The 19,339-nt window shown below is 33.8% G+C and carries 21 protein-coding genes; 5 read left to right on the plus strand and 16 right to left on the minus strand.

The features are described 5' to 3' along the window. Position 1 precedes the first annotated feature (1 nt). On the plus strand, positions 2-1,669 hold the full coding sequence (gene rnjA / locus ACHZK0_RS19245) for a ribonuclease J1 (RefSeq protein WP_144564914.1): 1,668 nt from the start codon (positions 2-4) through the stop codon (positions 1,667-1,669). 38 nt (positions 1,670-1,707) lie between these two features. Here rnjA and ACHZK0_RS19250 read toward each other — a convergent pair whose 3' ends face one another. From ACHZK0_RS19250 to ACHZK0_RS19295, 10 genes are all read right to left on the minus strand, one after another. Continuing rightward, positions 1,708-2,373 (minus strand): potassium channel family protein, encoded by a 666-nt coding sequence (locus tag ACHZK0_RS19250; protein ID WP_000504032.1) that lies wholly within the window; start codon positions 2,371-2,373, stop codon positions 1,708-1,710. An 83-nt stretch (positions 2,374-2,456) separates the two neighbouring features. Continuing rightward, the gene (locus ACHZK0_RS19255; RefSeq protein ID WP_097816908.1) at positions 2,457-3,323 is read right to left on the minus strand and encodes a cytochrome C oxidase assembly protein; all 867 of its coding nucleotides are present in this window, start codon (positions 3,321-3,323) and stop codon (positions 2,457-2,459) included. Between the two features lie 254 nt (positions 3,324-3,577). Next, the gene (locus tag ACHZK0_RS19260; RefSeq protein ID WP_262740438.1) at positions 3,578-4,708 is read right to left on the minus strand and encodes an N-acetyldiaminopimelate deacetylase; all 1,131 of its coding nucleotides are present in this window, start codon (positions 4,706-4,708) and stop codon (positions 3,578-3,580) included. Positions 4,709-4,770: 62 nt separating this feature from the next. Beyond that, complete coding sequence (dapD, locus tag ACHZK0_RS19265; RefSeq protein WP_073516277.1) at positions 4,771-5,493, minus strand: 2,3,4,5-tetrahydropyridine-2,6-dicarboxylate N-acetyltransferase; 723 nt, start codon at positions 5,491-5,493, stop codon at positions 4,771-4,773. Between the two features lie 71 nt (positions 5,494-5,564). Then, complete coding sequence (locus ACHZK0_RS19270) at positions 5,565-6,449, minus strand: LysR family transcriptional regulator (RefSeq protein WP_061678286.1); 885 nt, start codon at positions 6,447-6,449, stop codon at positions 5,565-5,567. Positions 6,450-6,591: 142 nt separating this feature from the next. Continuing rightward, complete coding sequence (gene cbpB, locus ACHZK0_RS19275) at positions 6,592-7,035, minus strand: cyclic-di-AMP-binding protein CbpB (RefSeq protein WP_016086509.1); 444 nt, start codon at positions 7,033-7,035, stop codon at positions 6,592-6,594. Between the two features lie 169 nt (positions 7,036-7,204). Then, entirely contained in the window at positions 7,205-7,396 is a 192-nt protein-coding gene (gene abbA / locus ACHZK0_RS19280; protein WP_000818083.1) for an antirepressor AbbA, read from the minus strand. Positions 7,397-7,503: 107 nt separating this feature from the next. Further along, positions 7,504-8,022, minus strand: a complete 519-nt coding sequence (locus ACHZK0_RS19285; RefSeq protein ID WP_000896653.1) for a ribonuclease H-like YkuK family protein — start codon at positions 8,020-8,022, stop codon at positions 7,504-7,506. A 74-nt stretch (positions 8,023-8,096) separates the two neighbouring features. Then, complete coding sequence (locus ACHZK0_RS19290) at positions 8,097-8,246, minus strand: hypothetical protein (protein ID WP_000440533.1); 150 nt, start codon at positions 8,244-8,246, stop codon at positions 8,097-8,099. 215 nt (positions 8,247-8,461) lie between these two features. Next, entirely contained in the window at positions 8,462-8,698 is a 237-nt protein-coding gene (locus ACHZK0_RS19295) for a YkuJ family protein (protein WP_000055151.1), read from the minus strand. A gap of 233 nt (positions 8,699-8,931) precedes the next feature. Here ACHZK0_RS19295 and ACHZK0_RS19300 point away from each other — a divergent pair, with 233 nt between their 5' ends. Beyond that, positions 8,932-9,168 carry a glutaredoxin family protein gene (locus tag ACHZK0_RS19300; protein ID WP_000717880.1) on the plus strand — a complete coding sequence of 79 codons (237 nt, stop codon included), beginning with the start codon at positions 8,932-8,934 and terminating at the stop codon, positions 9,166-9,168. A 110-nt stretch (positions 9,169-9,278) separates the two neighbouring features. On the opposite strand, the gene ACHZK0_RS19305 is transcribed toward ACHZK0_RS19300, so the two are convergent. The 3 genes from ACHZK0_RS19305 to fadH form a co-directional block, all read right to left on the minus strand. Next, on the minus strand, positions 9,279-9,767 hold the full coding sequence (locus tag ACHZK0_RS19305) for a DUF3993 domain-containing protein (RefSeq protein ID WP_061678288.1): 489 nt from the start codon (positions 9,765-9,767) through the stop codon (positions 9,279-9,281). Positions 9,768-9,949: 182 nt separating this feature from the next. Beyond that, the gene (locus ACHZK0_RS19310; protein ID WP_000564301.1) at positions 9,950-11,167 is read right to left on the minus strand and encodes an EAL-associated domain-containing protein; all 1,218 of its coding nucleotides are present in this window, start codon (positions 11,165-11,167) and stop codon (positions 9,950-9,952) included. Positions 11,168-11,425: 258 nt separating this feature from the next. After that, complete coding sequence (fadH, locus tag ACHZK0_RS19315; RefSeq protein WP_061678289.1) at positions 11,426-12,190, minus strand: 2,4-dienoyl-CoA reductase; 765 nt, start codon at positions 12,188-12,190, stop codon at positions 11,426-11,428. A 244-nt stretch (positions 12,191-12,434) separates the two neighbouring features. On the opposite strand from fadH, the gene ACHZK0_RS19320 reads away from it, so the two are divergent. Then, complete coding sequence (locus tag ACHZK0_RS19320; protein WP_262740439.1) at positions 12,435-13,295, plus strand: metallophosphoesterase; 861 nt, start codon at positions 12,435-12,437, stop codon at positions 13,293-13,295. A 94-nt stretch (positions 13,296-13,389) separates the two neighbouring features. Further along, positions 13,390-13,626, plus strand: coding sequence for a hypothetical protein (locus ACHZK0_RS19325; protein ID WP_395760807.1), 237 nt, complete (start codon positions 13,390-13,392; stop codon positions 13,624-13,626). Positions 13,627-13,802: 176 nt separating this feature from the next. On the opposite strand, the gene ACHZK0_RS19330 is transcribed toward ACHZK0_RS19325, so the two are convergent. After that, the gene (locus ACHZK0_RS19330) at positions 13,803-15,911 is read right to left on the minus strand and encodes a polyphosphate kinase (RefSeq protein WP_097816912.1); all 2,109 of its coding nucleotides are present in this window, start codon (positions 15,909-15,911) and stop codon (positions 13,803-13,805) included. 107 nt (positions 15,912-16,018) lie between these two features. After that, complete coding sequence (gene ppx, locus ACHZK0_RS19335; RefSeq protein ID WP_395760808.1) at positions 16,019-17,557, minus strand: exopolyphosphatase; 1,539 nt, start codon at positions 17,555-17,557, stop codon at positions 16,019-16,021. A 177-nt stretch (positions 17,558-17,734) separates the two neighbouring features. Here ppx and ACHZK0_RS19340 point away from each other — a divergent pair, with 177 nt between their 5' ends. Then, positions 17,735-18,193 carry a YkyB family protein gene (locus tag ACHZK0_RS19340; protein WP_000804861.1) on the plus strand — a complete coding sequence of 153 codons (459 nt, stop codon included), beginning with the start codon at positions 17,735-17,737 and terminating at the stop codon, positions 18,191-18,193. 31 nt (positions 18,194-18,224) lie between these two features. On the opposite strand, the gene ACHZK0_RS19345 is transcribed toward ACHZK0_RS19340, so the two are convergent. Beyond that, entirely contained in the window at positions 18,225-18,887 is a 663-nt protein-coding gene (locus ACHZK0_RS19345) for a YkyA family protein (protein WP_073516289.1), read from the minus strand. Positions 18,888-19,339: the final 452 nt, after the last annotated feature.

The following is a 19,339-nucleotide window of genomic DNA, read 5'->3' on the forward strand; positions in this document are numbered from 1 at the left end:
TATGAAATTTCTAAAGAATGATCAGGCTGCCGTTTTTGCTTTAGGTGGACTTGGTGAAATCGGTAAAAATACATATGCTGTTCAATTTCAAGATGAAATTATTATTATTGATGCTGGAATTAAATTCCCAGAAGACGAACTCCTCGGAATCGATTATGTAATACCAGATTACACTTATCTTGTGCGAAACGAAGATAAAATTAAAGGATTATTCATTACACATGGTCACGAAGATCATATCGGTGGAATTCCTTACTTATTACGTCAAGTAAACATCCCGATTTATGGTGGGAAATTAGCAATTGCGCTAATCAAAAACAAATTAGAAGAGCACGGATTACTTCGTAAAGCAAAACTTTATGAAATTCAAGAAGATGATGTTATTAAATTTAAAAAGACATCTGTTTCCTTCTTCCGTACAACTCACAGTATCCCAGATTCATACGGAGTTGTTGTGAAAACACCTCAAGGACAAGTTGTTCATACTGGTGATTTCAAATTTGATTTCACACCAGTTGGTGAACCAGCAGACTTAACAAAAATGGCTGAAATCGGAAAAGACGGTGTACTTTGTCTCTTATCTGATAGTACAAACAGTGAAGTTCCAAACTTTACAATGTCTGAGCGCCGTGTTGGTGATAGCATTCAAGATATTTTCCGCAAAGTAGAAGGTCGTATTATCTTCGCAACCTTTGCATCAAATATCCATCGTCTACAACAAGTTGTTGAAGCCGCTGTTGAAAACAATCGTAAAGTTGCTGTATTCGGTCGCAGTATGGAAGCAGCGATTGAAATCGGACAAAACCTTGGTTATATTCGCTGTCCGAAAGATACATTCATAGATACATCTCAGCTAAACCGCCTGCCGGCTAATAAAGTTGTTATTTTATGTACAGGTAGTCAAGGTGAACCAATGGCAGCACTTTCACGTATTGCTAATGGTACTCATCGTCAAATTCAAATCATTCCTGGCGACACAGTTGTTTTCTCTTCTTCACCAATCCCTGGTAACACAATTAGTGTAAGCCGTACAATTAACATGTTGTATCGTGCTGGTGCTGATGTAATCCATGGAAAACTGTCAAACATTCATACAAGTGGACACGGTGGACAAGAAGAACAAAAACTAATGCTTCGTCTAATTAAACCGAAGTATTTCATGCCAATTCATGGTGAATATCGTATGCAACGTATGCATATGAAGTTAGCAAATGATTGTGGTATTCCAGAAGAAAACTGTTTCATCATGGATAATGGAGATGTTCTTGCTCTTCGTTCAGATGAAGCAAGCGTAGCTGGTAAAATACCATCCGGATCTGTCTATATTGATGGAAATGGTATTGGAGATATCGGTAATATCGTATTACGCGATCGTCGTATTCTTTCTGAAGAAGGACTTGTTATTGTAGTTGTAAGCATTGATATGAAAGAGTTTAAAGTTGCAGCAGGACCTGATATTATCTCACGTGGTTTCGTGTATATGCGCGAAAGTAGTGATTTAATTAATGATGCTCAAACATTAATTACAACTCATTTAGAAAAAGTAATGGAGCGTAAAACAACACAATGGTCTGAAATTAAAAATGAAATTACAGACACATTAGCACCATTCCTATATGAAAAAACGAAACGTCGTCCAATGATTTTACCAATCATTATGGAAATATAAGAAAAAGGACAATACCTTCATGGTATTGTCCTTTTCTCTTATCTTAAAAAGTGTTTAAAACGATCTACTTCATCGTCATGACCAATTACAATTAATATATCTCCCGCTTGAATATTTTCCGTAGCTCGAGGAGATACAATAACTTCTTTACCACGTTTAATCGCTACAATATTCAATCCAAACTTCGCACGAATATCTAATTCGATTAAAGAATGACCATCAATTTTTTTATTTGCAATAATCTCTACAATACTATGCTCATCTGAAAGCTCAAGATAGTCTAATACATTACTTGATGCAATATTATTAGCAATCCTTTTTCCCATATCACGCTCTGGGTGCACAATGTGATCTGCCCCTATTTTACTTAACACTTTTTCATGGTAATCATTTTGAGCTTTTACAGTAATATTTTTTACACCTAACTCTTTCAGAATTAATGTTGTTAAAATACTTGAATTTAAATTGTCTCCAATAGCAACGACTACATGGTCAAAATTACGAATACCAAGACTTTTTAATACCATCTCATCTGTCGAATCTGCGATTACAGCATGTGAAGCTATATTTGCAAACTCATTAATTTTATCCTCATCTGAATCAATTGCCATTACTTCCATACCTAATTGAGCGAGTTCCCGGCAAATACTTCCACCAAAACGTCCAAGCCCAATGACAGCAAATTCTTTCTCTTTTTCACCCACAGGAATTCCTCCAATAACATCGAATACTATGTATTTTTATTGTAACATACTTTAGATTTGCTACAAAAACCTGTATATCATTCTTATTTTTGTTTTTGCATATAAAAATACTGTTGTAAATAAAATGCGATACTGAAAATTAACATACCAAATACAAATATATTTCCAAATGAACTAAATGTTTCAAAAACGAATAATAACGTTTCTTGTCCGAAGAAAGCAAATAATAGTTGTGTAAATGCGAATAGCAATGCCAATATATAATGATGTTGATGGAATAAATAATGTGTTGCACCTAAAAAAGCGATAAACGAAATGATGAAAATCCACCAATTCTCTAAAAACAGTTGCCAATTAGTAAATTGGTATCCATTTACTAATATTGCAATAATCCCTATAACCGCCATCGTTGGAACACTCCAAAATAATGCTCGTCCTCTAAAGAAGAGAGTTCCTTTAACATCACCTTTTTCATGTGCAATGTATGTTAGTACTACCGTACTTATATACAAAACTGAAAGAATTGTTAAAACGATAATAAGCCAAAAATGCAATTGATAATACTCATGCTCTATGTTTGTCACGATAGCCGCTAACATACACGGGATTAGCATTCCAGTCCAACCATCTACTTTTCTTTCATTCCAAAACACCGTGTTACCAATCCGTATTCCTAACAACATAAAAATAATGATACCTAGTACAAATAATGTCGTTTTATTCCCTACTAAACTCGTTGAGAAAGCAATCAATCCAATAAATAAAAAAAGCACAAACCCATTCATAATTTCTAATACAGGTGATAAATATCTCTTCACCCATTTATATGTTTCGTCATATTCATGATTATCTACTAAACGGTAGGCATAAAAACTTATTCCAAAATACACCGCCGCAATAATTACATACGCATATAAGACGAAACACAACATTGCACTGCTAATTTGCACGTAATTCCCCACCCTTTTTTCTATGTTTCACATTGATTTTACACACTTTCTACACGAAATGTAAACATATATAAGCTAGTTAACTAATCATCTTCTCAATAAGCGAGAATGAATAATGAGCAGCGGCTCAAAACCACTGCTCATTACTTTATCCATTTGTATGCCGATGTATATCCAAAACAAATATAAAAGATGTTTTCATCTTGGAACTAACAAGTACCCACTTTAAATTTTCGCAAATTTGGCGAGTAAGTTTACTTTCTAGTCCCTTTCCACTTCACATATTGATCTAAAAATGCGATAGCTTTCTCAATAGCCTCTTCATCTGGTTTTAATTTTGCATGGTGTAAACCATATTCTGAATTTACCCCAAGCCAAAACATAAATCCAGGAATCTCTTGAAGCATATAACCAAAATCTTCCCCTGTCATTGCCTCAGTACATGTAATTACATTCATATCAGTTTGTTCACTTACAAACTGCATAAACTCTCTCGTTAATGCTTCATGGTTATATACTTGATGATACATCGCCCCGTAGTCAATGGCCGCTTCACATTGAAAGGAAGCTTCTATACCTGCAACAATTGCCTCAATCCTACTTTTAACACGACTCATTGATTCCACTGATAACGTTCGGATCGTTCCTTCTAACCGAGACTTTTCTGCTATGATATTTTGAACTGTACCACCTGTTATTTTTCCGATTGTAATTACTGCACTATCAAGAGGATTCACATTACGACTAATAACGGATTGAAGTTGTGTAACAAGGTGACTTGCTGCAACAATCATATCATTTGCAGTATGTGGGTAGGCTGCATGTCCACCTTTCCCCTTTAAATCAACATATAACTCTGATGTATTCGCAAATAATAGCCCCTCTTTTGTTGCAATTGTTCCTACAGCATATTCAGGTGCAATATGAAGACCAAGAATTATATTCGGCTTCCATTCTTTTAACTCTTCACTCTCTAACATAGGAAGAGCCCCTCCTGGACCTTCTTCAGCTGGTTGGAATAGAAACACAAGGTCATCATCTATTCTTTCTGTTACAGCTGCTGTTAGAAGGCCTAAACCGATTGTTGTATGTAAATCATGTCCACATGCATGCATCATTCCTTCATGAATAGAAGCGAACTCATATCCAGTTTCTTCGGTAATTGGTAAACCGTCTATATCTGCGCGATAACCGATAATTTTTTCTGGATTTTTTCCATTTACTTTAACAATGACACCCGTTTTCCATACTTTCACTTCCACATACTCACTCGAAAGCGTTCCTATGTAATCTAAAATATACTGTTGTGTTTTCCACTCTTTAAATCCTATTTCCGGTATTTTGTGTAAGTCTCTACGTATTTGAATGAATTTGCTTACTGCCATTTTTTGCACCTCTATCTATAAAAAGCGTAAGAGCCAGTTATGCTCTTACGCTTTTTTTGTTTTTATTTCTCTGGGTTTAATTGACGAAGCTCTTGTTTAATTTCAGTTTTTGCTTTTGTCTTCTCATCAATCTCTTTAATTACACGTGCTGGAGTACCCGCAACAACTGTATATGGAGGCACATCTTCAGTTACAACAGCGCCTGCTGCTACAACTGCACCTTTACCTACTGTAACGCCTTCTAACACAACTACGTTAGCACCAATTACAACATCATCTTCAACAATAACTGGTTTTGCTGACGGCGGCTCAATAACACCTGCAAGTACTGCACCCGCACCTACGTGACAGTTCTTACCAACAGTTGCACGTCCACCAAGTACCGCGTTCATGTCGATCATAGAACCTTCACCAATTACAGCACCGATATTAATTGTTGCATTCATCATAATAACAGCGTTGTCGCCGATTTCAACGTGGTCACGAATAATCGCGCCTGGCTCAATACGAGCTTTAATACCTTTTAAATCAAGCATTGGAATTGCAGAATTACGACGGTCATTTTCAACAACGTAATCAACAATGTGCTTGCTATTTTCATCAAGAATTGTCTTAATATCAGACCATTCTCCAAATAATACACCAGACTTTTTATTTACAAATGCTTGTACCGTTTCAGGGAATGTTACTTCTTTTAAATCCCCTTTTATGTATACCTTTACAGGAGTTTTCTTTTCACTTTTTTGAATAAACGAAATAATTTCGTTAGCGTCCATCATTTTCATTCTTGTTGCCTCCTAAATCCATTTATAATGTTACTCTACCAAACGATAGAGCGAGTAGCAAGATAATAATCCTATTTTTCCATTTGAATTTCTTCTATAATTTCTAAAAACGCCCGTACTTGCTTCAATTGTCTGGCCGATTCACTCGTCAATAACCATGTTTCTCTCGTTAATTGAACAGGTGTTTTATACATATTTTCCTGTACTTCTTTTAAAACAGTAGAAGGTAAAAGAGCATAACCTATACCATTTAAAACGAGTTGTTTGCAAGTCTCAATTTGATCAACCACAATTGTTCTCTTAGGCGGATTAGAAAATAAACCATACCACCAATTTTGTATTTGTCCATAATAAGTCGAATCACTTTTAAATTGAATAAATGGTCTATTTGTTTCTTTTAACATCGAAATATCTTTTATTTCTTTGTCCACTAAATAAAGTTCATCTTCAAATAATTGTTGTTTCTGACCTTTATATTCTTGTGTGCCTCTCAATATAGCAACATGAACGTCCCCTTCATAAAATTGCTTTTGCACCTCACTACTCCAGCCAGTAAACAGCGATATTTTCACAGAAGGGTATTTATGTACAAACTTCTTCAAAACGGGCGGAAGCCAATATTGACCAATAACTGATGCAACAGCTATTTTTAACGTTCCGTGAGTTTCTGTTCTAAAAACAGCTAGCTCACTTTTAATATCCTCTTCTTTTTGTAACATCTCTTTTGCATAATTTGCGACTTTTTCCCCTTCAGGTGTAATTGTCAATCCTTTTTGTGAGCGAATAAAAAACTTCATTCCCCATTGCTTCTCCATAGATTGTAATCGTTGACTAAGCGCAGGTTGTGAAACAAATAAACGTTCCGCCGCTTTTCTCATATTTGATTCCTGAGCTAACACAACCATCATTTGAAAATCATCAATTTGCAACTTTCTCCCTCTTTCCTTAGCTTCCATACACCTTATCTCAATAAGCTTTTCATCCTTAATTTAACTATATACTCTTATATTTTTTATCTTTTTAAATATAATACATACACAACTGATATGCACGAAAAAAAAGTGACTTCTCCGCTTCTATGAAGTCACTTTTCTCACATTATCGATTATGTTGTCTTACTTTTTTATTCAACAATTTTAAAATAGCTCGACGCGTTAAAATCCCCTCAAAATATCCCTCTTCATTGACAGCGCAAATAAAAGGATGATCAATTGTCATTTCTAAAGCTTTTGCAAATGAATCTTCTAACTTAAGAACCGGAATGTCTTCCTTCATCACCTGTTCTACTTTCATTTCGTCAAGTCTTTCAAACTCAATGCGCTCTAGCCCTAACATACCGTCTAAAATCATAGCAGTACTAATTAACCCATGCAATTTATACATCGGGTCTAAAACAGGTATCGCCGAATATCCAGATTTCACAAGAACGAGTAAAGCATGCTCTAAACCATTCCCCATTTGGACATGTGCTACTTTTTCTGATGAAATCATTAAATCTTTCACAAAAATTTGTTGAAACTCGTCTTTCGGAATACTAATCATGTTACATCCCCCATCTTCCCTTTTTCCTACTTTTAATCACCGACTCTATTCACATTTTATGATAGCGTTTTCATATTATTATTTTGTCCTTACTTTATTTCAATAAAAACAAAATTACACAGCTATTTTAGCATACAACACAAAAAAAAGACTACCGTTCCGGTAGCGCTTAATACCCCTTATTTTTTAATCTGTAAAATAACCTTGTAATTTTTTTATATTGCGTCACATCTGTCCGTTTTAAACCATTCTCAATATCTGTAAGTTCCACAGCTAAAATTTCACTCGCATAATTTTGCTGAAATAAAATATCTAGTAACAAACTCTCTTCTTCTTCTGTTAAAACAACTTCCCTTTTCATATACCCCTCTCCTTATACTCGCATCGTTACTCTTATTATATAAAATTTCCAGCCTATTTAATAGATGTAATATTCAGTTTTTAGTGAAAGATATATAAAATTTGTTTTTATTTCGTATATCGATTTGCATAACTAAACGCCGCATAAGCATCTGGCTTAATTTTTGCAGTTAATCCCATTGCTTGAATTTTCGCTGTCATATCTAGAATAAATTCTTTTGTTAAACCATCATTTCCGATATCCAAGTGAATTTCCATTATAAATCCAGCCCCATCTTGAGCATATGGATGCAATAAATCCCATATTGTTTGTATATGTTTTGGAGTAAATAGGCATGCGATTTCTTGGCTAAACTGTGTCTCTAAATATATTTTCTCACGTAAAGTTGCTGGCTTATCTTTCACTGATTTATGGTGTAAACACCCCCAGGCACCTTTTCCAACGCGATGTATATGAATTGCCGTAATAAACCTCGTATCCTTTTGATGTGCTTGCGAGTCTGTCCCAATGGATAAGCGATATAAATTTCGTGGATCCTTTTCAATGAAGCTACAAATACGGCTAAAGACCATATCAAAATTTAAATGTCTCTCTGAAACATTATAAAATGTATGTTCACCGGCCACATAGTCACGTCCTTTCAATTAGACAGACTTTTCGTATTCTCATTGTATGGGACAAAAATAAAAATTATAACTTCCTATCCTTTATTCGTTTCAATATTTCGAATTACATAATGGCAAACTTGGCACGTATAAATTACATTTTGATTCGATTGAGCCGTTAATACATGAATAATCTCAGCAGAATTGTGACATTTAGGACAAATCACAACTGGTAAACGTTCCATACAACACACCTCCTCGTTATCTTTATCCCGCTTTTGCTATCTGTAAACAGCCAATTGGTGATGGCTAATAATCAGTATAGGACGAAGAATCCCTACTGATTACAATGTTACTTTATTACCAGTGTAGGAAAAATGAAAAATCCCTATACATATATGCTAAAAAGTAATAGAACTAAAAAAGGTGTTGCCATATGGCAACACCTTTTTTATATGTATCAAGAAATGATATCGTAAATCTCAATTGCAACCATGTCGATATTATCGAATTGATACACTTGAGGTTTTTCACCTTGTTGATACACTTCTAACTCATACATTTCACTTTTATCGAAAAATTTCACGCTACATTTGCGCTCACCGTTCACTTCAAAATAGCGTTGTGCTACTTCACCGCTTTCAGCTTGTTCTTGTAGACTAACAAGTCGAGTTAAAATTCCTTGGAGTAGAGACATGAAATCTCTCCTTTCTCTGATCTTCCTACCAATAGGTTTTACAGCTATACTCATTCTATCCGTCATAACAGAAAAAATGTTCCACAGTCTAGGATAAAGGTTATTGGCCAGAAACTCAACTAAAAATTTGTCGAAATGCGAAGGAAAAAACAGAAAGAACATCTTTTCCCTTCTTTATTGCGATTTTTATACTGGAAGAATATAATAAAAAACAGAAAAAAGGAGGAATTACAATGAAAAAAATTGAGGTTTATACACAACCTGATTGTCCGCCATGTGTCATTGTGAAAGAATTTTTAAAGCATAATAACGTTGTATACGAAGAATTTGACGTAAAAAAAGACGCCGCTGCACGCAATCGTCTTTTATATGACTATGATTCATATTCAACTCCAACAGTTGTAATTGATGGAGAAGTTGTTGCTGGTTTTCAAATTGAAAAATTACAACAGCTACTCAATATTGAATAAGAATAGGTAAAAACCTATTCTTATTCAATATTTGTGAGTAGTAATAGCCCGATTGGTACAGGCTATTACTCAGTGAGAAGTGAATATCCCCCACCAATTAAAGTTTTACTTTATAATTGTTGTAATCTTTTTATTTCAGTTAAAAGCTCTTGACTTTCATGATATCCAGCCATTTTCCATTTCCCTTGATCTCTTTGCAATGTTACAATTTGATATTGTCCACTTTTTGCCCGCTCATATACATATAAAATTTTATGCTCTTCATCATATGACATTTTTGTTTCTGAATGAAAAGAAAACGGTGCTTCTTTTGCCGGAAGTAAATATTCACCACTTTGTTTATCACTTCTACTATTTTCATCTGTAAATACTTGAAGGAAATTCTCTGTAAAATATGGTGATAACGTTTCTATCATCTTATTCATCGGCAAATGCTTCCCACGAATTGAGAATTGGGTTTCATAGCCTTTTTGTATCGTTGTAAACACTTCTTTCTGATCGATTTTCACTTCCTCTTTTCCTAAAACAGTTGTGACACTATAACCAACTAGAAAGGCAACGCATACAAATAGAACTAACCATATTCCATATTTCCTCATTTTTTCACCTTCCTTTTAAGAGAACTTGTCTTTGTAGTATTCATTGTAACAATGATTATGCCAAGAAAGGGCTGGTTTCGTTCGTAAAATCTTTACAACGATAGACAGCATTTTCATCACCATTTTCACTATTACCAATTTATGATAAAAACAAACAAAAAATGCACGAATCTCTTCGTGCATTAAAATAAAACATCTTCTTCATATAAATATTCATACGATAAATCTATAAATAAAAAGTTTTCATCATCAATTGGGAAAGAAAATGTTCGTACCATCTCACCGGTTTCAATATCAGCATATAAATCTGAAAGTCTGGCCTTATTCTCAAAACGCATTTTCATAATATTTTCTAGAAAATACGGACGCCAACTCCAGTTCTTCATATAATACTCAGGCATCACAATCCATTCCCCATCTTTTTTCATAACGTTTCCTGATTGTTGAAAACCATCTTCGTTACAAATAAATATGCGGAAACTATACTGTGATACACTTTGGCTAAATTGTAATAACCAATCATTTATATCTTCATTCTTTTTCTGTTTAGCTAGAACATCACCAATTCGATCACGTAACATTTCTGTTAAATTATAAATTTTTTGTAATTTCTTCTTCTCATGTTGAATAAATTGATGACACTCATTACCAAGTCGTTCTTTCAAAACGTTCGTTTCAATAAAATCAGGTAAGCACTCTTTCAAATAATTACCTTGATAATATCTACCACCGTTTTTCCAAGCATATTGTAGTTGATAAAAAGCATCTATTTCTTCATACAACAATGTCGCACCAATTCTTCTAGCAAGTAATGATAAAGAATATAAAATATCTTGATAAGATTGTAAAAGTGCAGTTTGCCTTAAGTTTGTTAAATCTACTTTTAAAATATCTGGCGCTAACACGCTAATACGTTCTAAATTACTTGTACCCGTTCCGACTTTATTAATCGAAATTTGAATACCATATGTACGATAATACATAAGCAAATGATTAAATTGCTCTATATCTTCTTTACATTCATGTTCTGTAATTTCTAAAACAATGTGTTTCAAATTTAAACCTTGCTCTTCATACATCAATAAAAGTTGAAGTAAACTTTCATCATCATCGTTCATTAATACGTTAGCATTCCGATGTATAAATAATAATAGTTTTTGATCACTTTCTAAATAACGATTTAAAGCTTTTTCTACTATAATGTTATCCGCTTCCAGTTGAAACTCACTTGGAATAGAATCATCATGAAAGAAAGAAGCTAAACTTTGTATGCCCTCTTCTGTTTGAATACGTCCTACTACTTCATATCCGATTACAGTATGCTCATCAGCACTAAAAATAGCTTGATAATAAGGAAGGACTTTATCCAAGTTACTCATTACATCTAATGCATCTATCAACGTGCTTCCCTCCCTTTACTTTTCAAAAATTATAACATGATATTTACGGAAAAATAATAAAAAATCCCTTCAGTTTTCCTGAAGGGATTAGAGGGGTAAAATGCTAAGGGGAATTAGCAATTCTACTATGAAGAAAAAAGAGGTCTTAAATATAACGTATATATGACCTCTTGTAAACACTTTTCTTCCATATGTCACAATTCCGTCACATTTAACCACAGAAAAAATGAATCAAACATTCATTTTTTCTCATCCCTTTTAAAATGGATATTGATGTAAATGTTGTCCGCCATCCATTGTCATGCAAGTTCCATTTATGTACGCAGCTTCATCTGAACATAAATAATAAGCTAGACCTGCGATTTCTTCTGGCGTACCCAGCCTTCCAAGCGGAACACTTTGTATCGTGCGCTTAGCCATTTCTTCTGAAATCCATAATTTATCAGCACCGCCCGTACGTTCAATTGGTCCTGGTGCGATAGCATTTACTCGTATTCCATATTTACGTCCCCACTCAACAGCAAGCGTCTTCGTCATTGCTAATACTCCAGCCTTCGCTGCAGCCGAATGAATAACTCCTGGACCTGCATCCCATGCATATGTTGCTACCATGTTAATGATATTCCCTTTTATACCTTTTTCAATCCAATATTTCCCGACAGCCTGGCTACAGTAAAATGTACCATTTAACACAATATTAATGACCGAATTCCAGCCATTTACGGATAAATCTTCTGCTGGACAAATAAAGTTTCCAGCTGCATTATTTATTAAAATATCAATTCGTCCAAACTTCTCATCAATCTGTTCAATCATTTTCTGAATATCATCCGTACTCCTTACATCCATTTGTACAGGTAATATTTGTCCTGGAAATTGTTCAATTTCCAACTTTGTTTCCTCTAGTTTTTCCTTTGTACGTCCTGTAATAACAACTCGTGCCCCTTCTTTTGCAAAACGAATCGCCATTCCTTTTCCCATTCCGCTTGATCCACCTGTTATAATAACTACCTTTTCTTTCACATACATCCCCTCCAAAAAATGAATACACATTCATTTTATCATTTTATTTAATAGAAATCTTTATATTTTTAAACTTTTCTGATATTTTAACGTAAAGAGGTTTCTTTTCATTTGTTTATTTCGTAATCTATACTACTTTTTTATTATTTAAAATATATTTTAAATAAACTGAAAGGAGATTTGAGTAACCTGTAAATATAACGAACATATGTCATATAAGTCAAATAGGTATACTCATATTTTTATGAAGAAAATTACAAGAAGAGATTTTTTAAAAACTGGCATGCGCACTTGTCTATATTCATTTATAACCACTAGCATCGGATACTATTACGCTAAATATATTGAGCCTCATTTACTCGCTTTGACAGAACATACACTTACATCACAGCTCATACCAAAAAGTTTTCATGGTATGAAGATTCTTCAATTTAGCGATTTACATCTTGGATACTATTTCTCTCTCCAGCATTTATCTCAAATTGTTTCTAAAATTAATGATGTAAAGCCAGATATTGTTCTTTTTACTGGTGATCTCATTGATAATTATCAAACATATACTGACACTCCTTTCGTTGCATCTATTTTAAAAAATATACAAGCACCCTTCGGTAAATTTTCTATTTATGGTAACCACGATCACGGTGGATATGGGACGGAATACTACGAGCACATCATGCGTGAATCTGGATTTGAACTATTACTAAATAGCGAAAAGAAAATTCGTCTACTGGATAATAGTGAAATCTCCATTTTTGGGCTCGATGATATACTACTAGGGAAACCTAAATTAGAGGAGACACTACAGCACGCAAGGGAACACACTTATAACATTGTTCTTGTTCATGAGCCAGATATTGCACCTCAAATAGCGAAGTATCCAGTTAACTTGCAACTTTCTGGTCATAGCCATGGCGGACAAGTACAAATTCCTTTTGTAGGCGCTATTATTACCCCATCACTTGCTAAAAACTATGTTGAGGGCTTCTATACGATTCAAGATTTAGCTCTCTATGTCAATCGAGGCCTTGGAAGAACACGTGTCCCATTCCGATTTATGTCAAAACCTGAAATTACGATTTTCACGCTCCAACATTCGCAATAATTCGCCTATTTTCTTACATATCCTTTCTTGTACGCGCTCATCCACGTTTCATTTACCATATGATAAAAGTGAGTCCAATAAAGGAGGTTTGTTCATGTATCCATATTATCAACCAATCCCAGTCCGTTCAGCACCTATTGGTCCAGTAGGCGACTCACGCTTCTTTCCGTTTTTTGGCGTCCCATTTCTAGCTGGCATTGCTGGTGGACTGCTCGGCGGAGCATTGGCTTTCGGTCCTAGACCGTATTACCCACCATATTCACCACCTTTCCCACCGCCAACACCTTTCCCTTGTTATGGTGGACCTTGTCAACAACCATACTATTATTAATGTACTGTAACAATTCTACCAATGTTATTCCCTCTCTTAACCAATCCATGATCTATTAACATGCTTACAATAAAAACTATTCTCTCTACAGATTCTTCTATTTAGAGAACATATAATAAGTAGAGAACAAAGTAAAAAAACCTCTTTTTTTAAGAGGTTTTTTTACTTTGTTCTCATTATTCAGCATCCGTGTTTTGATATGCCATCTTAAACAACTTCACTTGGCTATCAATTTCTTCTGTACTACTATTAATAACATAATAATAGTCACCGGTTTTATTTTGTTCACGCGTTTTCACATTATCAGCTAATGTAAGCTGTAAAATCGCCTTAATTCTCGCCTTCATTTCAATATCTAATATCGGGAAAGATATTTCTACTCGCTTTTCCATATTTCGCGTCATCCAATCAGCTGAAGATAAATATATCTTTTCCTCTCCATTATGATGGAAATAATAAATTCGGCTATGTTCTAAATATCTCCCGACAACACTAACTACCCGAATATTTTCACTTACATTTGGAATACCAGGCCTTAAACAACATGTTCCTCGAACGATGAGCTCTACCTTCACTCCAGCTTGTGATGCTTCATACATTTTTTTTATTAATGGTTTATCTGTTAATGAATTCATCTTAGCAATAATATATCCATTTCCATATTGCCTATGATAACGAATTTCTTCATCTATTAAATCCATAAATTGCTCTCTTATATCAAATGGTGCAACCGATAAATGATGAAAATGTGGCTTTGTTGTATAACCACTCAAATAATTAAAGAAATTTGTTGCATCGACTCCAAAGTCTTTTCGTGATGTAATATACCCGAAATCAGTATATAACTTTGCTGTTGCATCATTATAATTTCCAGTCCCAAGATGTACGAACCTTTCAATTTTTCCGTTTTTTCTTCTTACAACTAGCGTAATTTTACTATGTGTTTTCAAATGACTTACACCGTAAATAACGTGACAGCCTGCCTTTTCTAATTCTTTAGCCCAATGCACATTATTTTCTTCATCAAATCTTGCCTTTAACTCAACTAATACCGTCACTTGCTTTCCTTTTTCAGCCGCTACTTTTAGCGCCTGAATAATCGGCGAATCCCCGCTTACTCGATATAATGTTTGTTTAATCGCAAGTACATTCGGATCGTCTGCCGCATCACGGACAAAATCAACTACTGGCTGAAACGATTCAAAGGGATGATGTAATAAAATATCATGCTCAATTGCTTTTTCAAATACATCTTCCGCATCCCCTAAGTCTTGAGGTCTTTGCGGAATAAGAGCCGGATATACTAAATGTTCATATAAAGGAGCTAGTTTTTTATATAAAGAAAATAGACATGTTAAATCTAGCGGTCCATCCATTATATACACATCTTCATCTTTTACTTCCAACACCTCATATAATAATGCTAATACTCTTTCATCAATATGCTCTTTGCCAACTTCTAAACGTACAGCAGCTCCCCACTTACGCTTCTTTAATTCTTTTTCAATTACCTTTAATAAATCCCTCGCACCTTCTTCATGAATTGTTAAATCCGCATTGCGTGTAATACGGAAACGAGTAACAGATGATACATTATATCCTGTAAATAATTTATGAGTAAAACCACTAATTACATCTTCTAATAAAATAAATTTATGCTTTTGCCCTTCACTCGGTAAAAATATGAAACGTTCGAGTAATGAAGGAACTTGTACAATTCCTAACTTCGTACGGTTTTCTTCCTCCACTTGTTTCTCATCATATAAAAGAGTAGCTAAATTCAAACTTTTATTTAATAACATTGGAAATGGACGATATGCATCGATAGCTACAGGTGTTAAGACTGGGAAAATTTGCTCATCAAAATACTCTTCTATAAATTCTCTCTGTTCCTTCGTCAAATCATGGAATGTTAAACGCTCAATTCCTTCTAGCTCCAGCGCTGGCAACACATAATTTTTAAACGTATTATATTGTACAGTCATTAATTCATGGGCCTTTATCGCAATTTTGTTTAATTGCTTTTTTGGTGTTAAACCAGCCTTATTTTCTGGTTGGTTAAACCCAGCACTCACTTGATCCTTCAATCCTGCCACGCGTACCATAAAGAATTCATCTAAATTTGAGCTGAAAATGCTAATAAACTTTAATCTTTCCAAGAGCGGATTCGTTTCATCCTGTGCTTCTTGCAGTACACGTTCATTAAATGCTAACCAACTTAATTCTCGATTATTGTAATAAGCTGTATCATTTAAATTAACTATATTCCCCTTCAACATTTCCATCCTCTTCACACTTCCCTTGAAACTTTTTTACTATAATTTAGTTACTTTCATTTTAGCAAATTACAATATTCCAAAGTGTTAATTTTTTGTAAAGACATCCGTACAACTTAACAGTTTGATTCGAAGGATAAGTGAATAGTCGTTTTCAACACTCTTTCCAGCTGCTTTTTTTGCTTTTCAGCTTGCACTTTTTCCGCTAATGCCGATTGCTCACATACAATTTTAAATGCTAATCCATCTTTACTATCTGTTATAGATATCGATTCAACAAGCGATCTTTGCCTTATATTTAGAGCTGCTGAAAATTGTAAAACAGCCCCTAATAGACGAATTTTTTTTTGTTCATTTTTATCGAACCATCCTTCAAATGGGGACAAGTGTTGTTTGAATAACATTTTTGATTTATAAGACGCAATAAGCGCTAATCTAACTCGCTCTTTATGCATCATACCATCGATTGTTTTATTCGCTAATAAATAAAACGTATGTAAGCGACTCGCTTCTTCGTCTATATATTTACCTATATTAAATACTTTCGCTGCTTGATGGAATACTTCCCAGTCTTTTTCTGACATAGAAATTAGCCCTGTTTCCTCAAGCTGTTGACAAATCAATCTTCCATGTTTAATAAGCTGAATTACAAATTCCATATCCATTTCATATTCATGTGATAATAAATACAGACTTTCTTCGACTACGTTCGGATAATATGAAATCCCCAAATCTTTTGTCAACTCTTCATAGAAAACACCTTCTCGTAACCCTTTTCTACTTAATACAAATGCTGGTGCCTCTATAACGTTAACAAGCGTATGAAAAACTTCGACTGCTGGAATAATTGTATCTGCTCGATCTTTTGCCAATCCTTCCAATTTTTGAAGTTCTATGAACGACAATGCTTCCAATTCTTCTTTCACATTTTTAATATCTTCTTCTTTCATTTTATATAAATGTACCCCTGCTATAGGATAACAAATTAAATTTTGATGGATTTTCACTAAGTTCCTCGCACTACCGCCAATTGCAATAAGAGGCAATTTCTTATCAATTAACCATGGTAATGTTCGAAATTGATATTCTAAGTACGTTTGAATCTTTTCCAACTCGTCTTCAGTAGGTATATCCTCTTTAATAAATTGTTGCTTTAAAGAAAGTGCTCCAAAAGGAAAGCTATGGTACTCTAAAATTTCTCTATTTCGAAAGTATGTAACTTCCGTACTTCCTCCACCAATATCTACTGTAACTCCTTCAGAGAACGAAGTTGAATTCATAACTGCTAAATAGCCGTAACGCGCTTCCTCATATTCTGATAATACTCTAAGAGTAAAGTCTGTTTGTCCTTCAACAAGCTTTTTAATAGTCTCTTGATTCTCAGCCTGTCTAATTGTTGCTGTTGCAACACAAAGTACATGATTCAACTGGTGGAATCGTGTACTTTCTTGAAATTGAAATAATGTTTGTAACAATACCTCTATTCCTTCTTCAATCAACACACCATCGATTAAGTAATTCCTTAACCGAGCAACTACTTTCGTATTTTCAATCTCCTTATAAAAACCACCGTTTTGCTTTTCATAAATAACTAAACGCATTGTATTAGATCCAATATCTATAATTGCATATTGCTGTTTTAATATTTCTTTCAAACTTCTCACTCTTTCATTATCAAATTTCTAAAGCACATTCTATTACTATTATACAAAATAGTTGTTTTTTGTAACAATATTGCTTTAATATTGAAAATATATACAATCACTTTTTGCATATAATAAAAATCTATTTTATTTATGTTATAATAATGAAAAATTGAAAGGAGATTCCATATGAAACCTTCACAACCACAATCTCAATTACAAAACCAACATTCTATTAATCGACTAGCTCAATCTATTTTCGTTGTGAATCGTCATGCTAAAGCTGCAACTAATCCGAAGTATTTATATTGGTTAAAAAAGACGGCTTTAGAACGCTTAATTGCTGAAAAAAAAGCTATTAAAGAAGGATTACATTTTTCTAGAAATCCACGCTTTAGCCAACAACAATCGGATGTTCTTATCCGTTTAGGTGATTATTTTTTCCATATTCCTCCTACAAAAGAAGATTTTCGAATCCTACCACATCTTGGTCATCTTGAATCCTCCTATCGAAATCCGAAAACAAACTTATCTTTAACAGTAGCAAAAAAGACACTTCAAGATTATATTGGTCCTGAAGCACTGAAACAAGAGAAAAAATTAAGTGAACCTGTCCCATGGTATAGTCGTACTTATACAAAAAAATAAAACAGTTTGGCCAATTGTAGGCCAAACTGTTTTATTTTTTCTCTTCTTTAATTTTAATATTTGCTTGTTTATAAAACGCTATTTTTTCTGTATTATAAGATTTCGTAAATTCATTAAACTTGTCTTTTTCTGATTCAATATCTTTATAAGATTGATTTACTACTTTTACTTTTTCACTAATATCTTTTAATTTTGTACCTTTATCTTGTAGCATTGTATATAATTCTTTTTCTTGTTTTAACGATTTACTATAGCTATCATACATTTTGTTAAATGAATCATGTCGTTTCTCATATGTGCTTTTCACTTTATCTGCTTGATCTTTCAATTTCTTATCTTCAATTTTCTTCACATATTTATCTGCTGATTTCACTTCTTCTTGTGCCTTATTTAAAGATTCTTTTTCTTTTGTAAGCACTTTTTCTCGTTCATCTGTATTTTTCACTGCTTGATTCAGTTTTTCCTTAACAGTTTGATTATTATCTTTTCCCTCTTGAACAATCTGGTTATATAATTCTTGTCCCTCTTTCTCTAAAGTTTCAAGTTTTTTTGCATCTTCAAACATTGTTTTTTCTTGCTTTGCAGCATTTTCAAACGCAACATATAATTCCTCTTCTGGTTTCGGCCCGAAACAACCGGCTAATAAAGTCATTGATAATGCAGTTACAATTGCTAATTTACTATACTTCAACATCTTTTCCTCCTACTTATATACGATCATCGTGTAAAAAGCTATGAAAATTATATACGCTTCTATAAACTCCACACTCGCACCTTTTCTACGAAAATCATTGATATTATTTATTAATACTTGTCAAATTGTATTACTTGAAATTACATTTTACTTCTTTGAACTCAATAGTAATTTCGTATCCATCTTTACATATACTTTTACTTGGCACCTTTTTAAACTTGTTCATACTATGTATTACATAAAAGTACAACGGAATTCATCACAGCTATAATAATTTGAAGAACAACAGTAATAATTCACCTGATAAAAGATGTTCGTTGTTCTCTCACGTCTATCATTCTATCATTCCCTTTCCGCTTTCTATCAAATAATTTCTTTGTTCATTTTACACAGTTTAAATGCTACCTTGCAACAACTTACAATTATTCTTATTATCCCCTAAAAAGGAAAAG

Source organism: Bacillus sp. 3G2, assembly GCF_044324725.1.
GTDB lineage: Bacteria > Bacillota > Bacilli > Bacillales > Bacillaceae_G > Bacillus_A > Bacillus_A mobilis.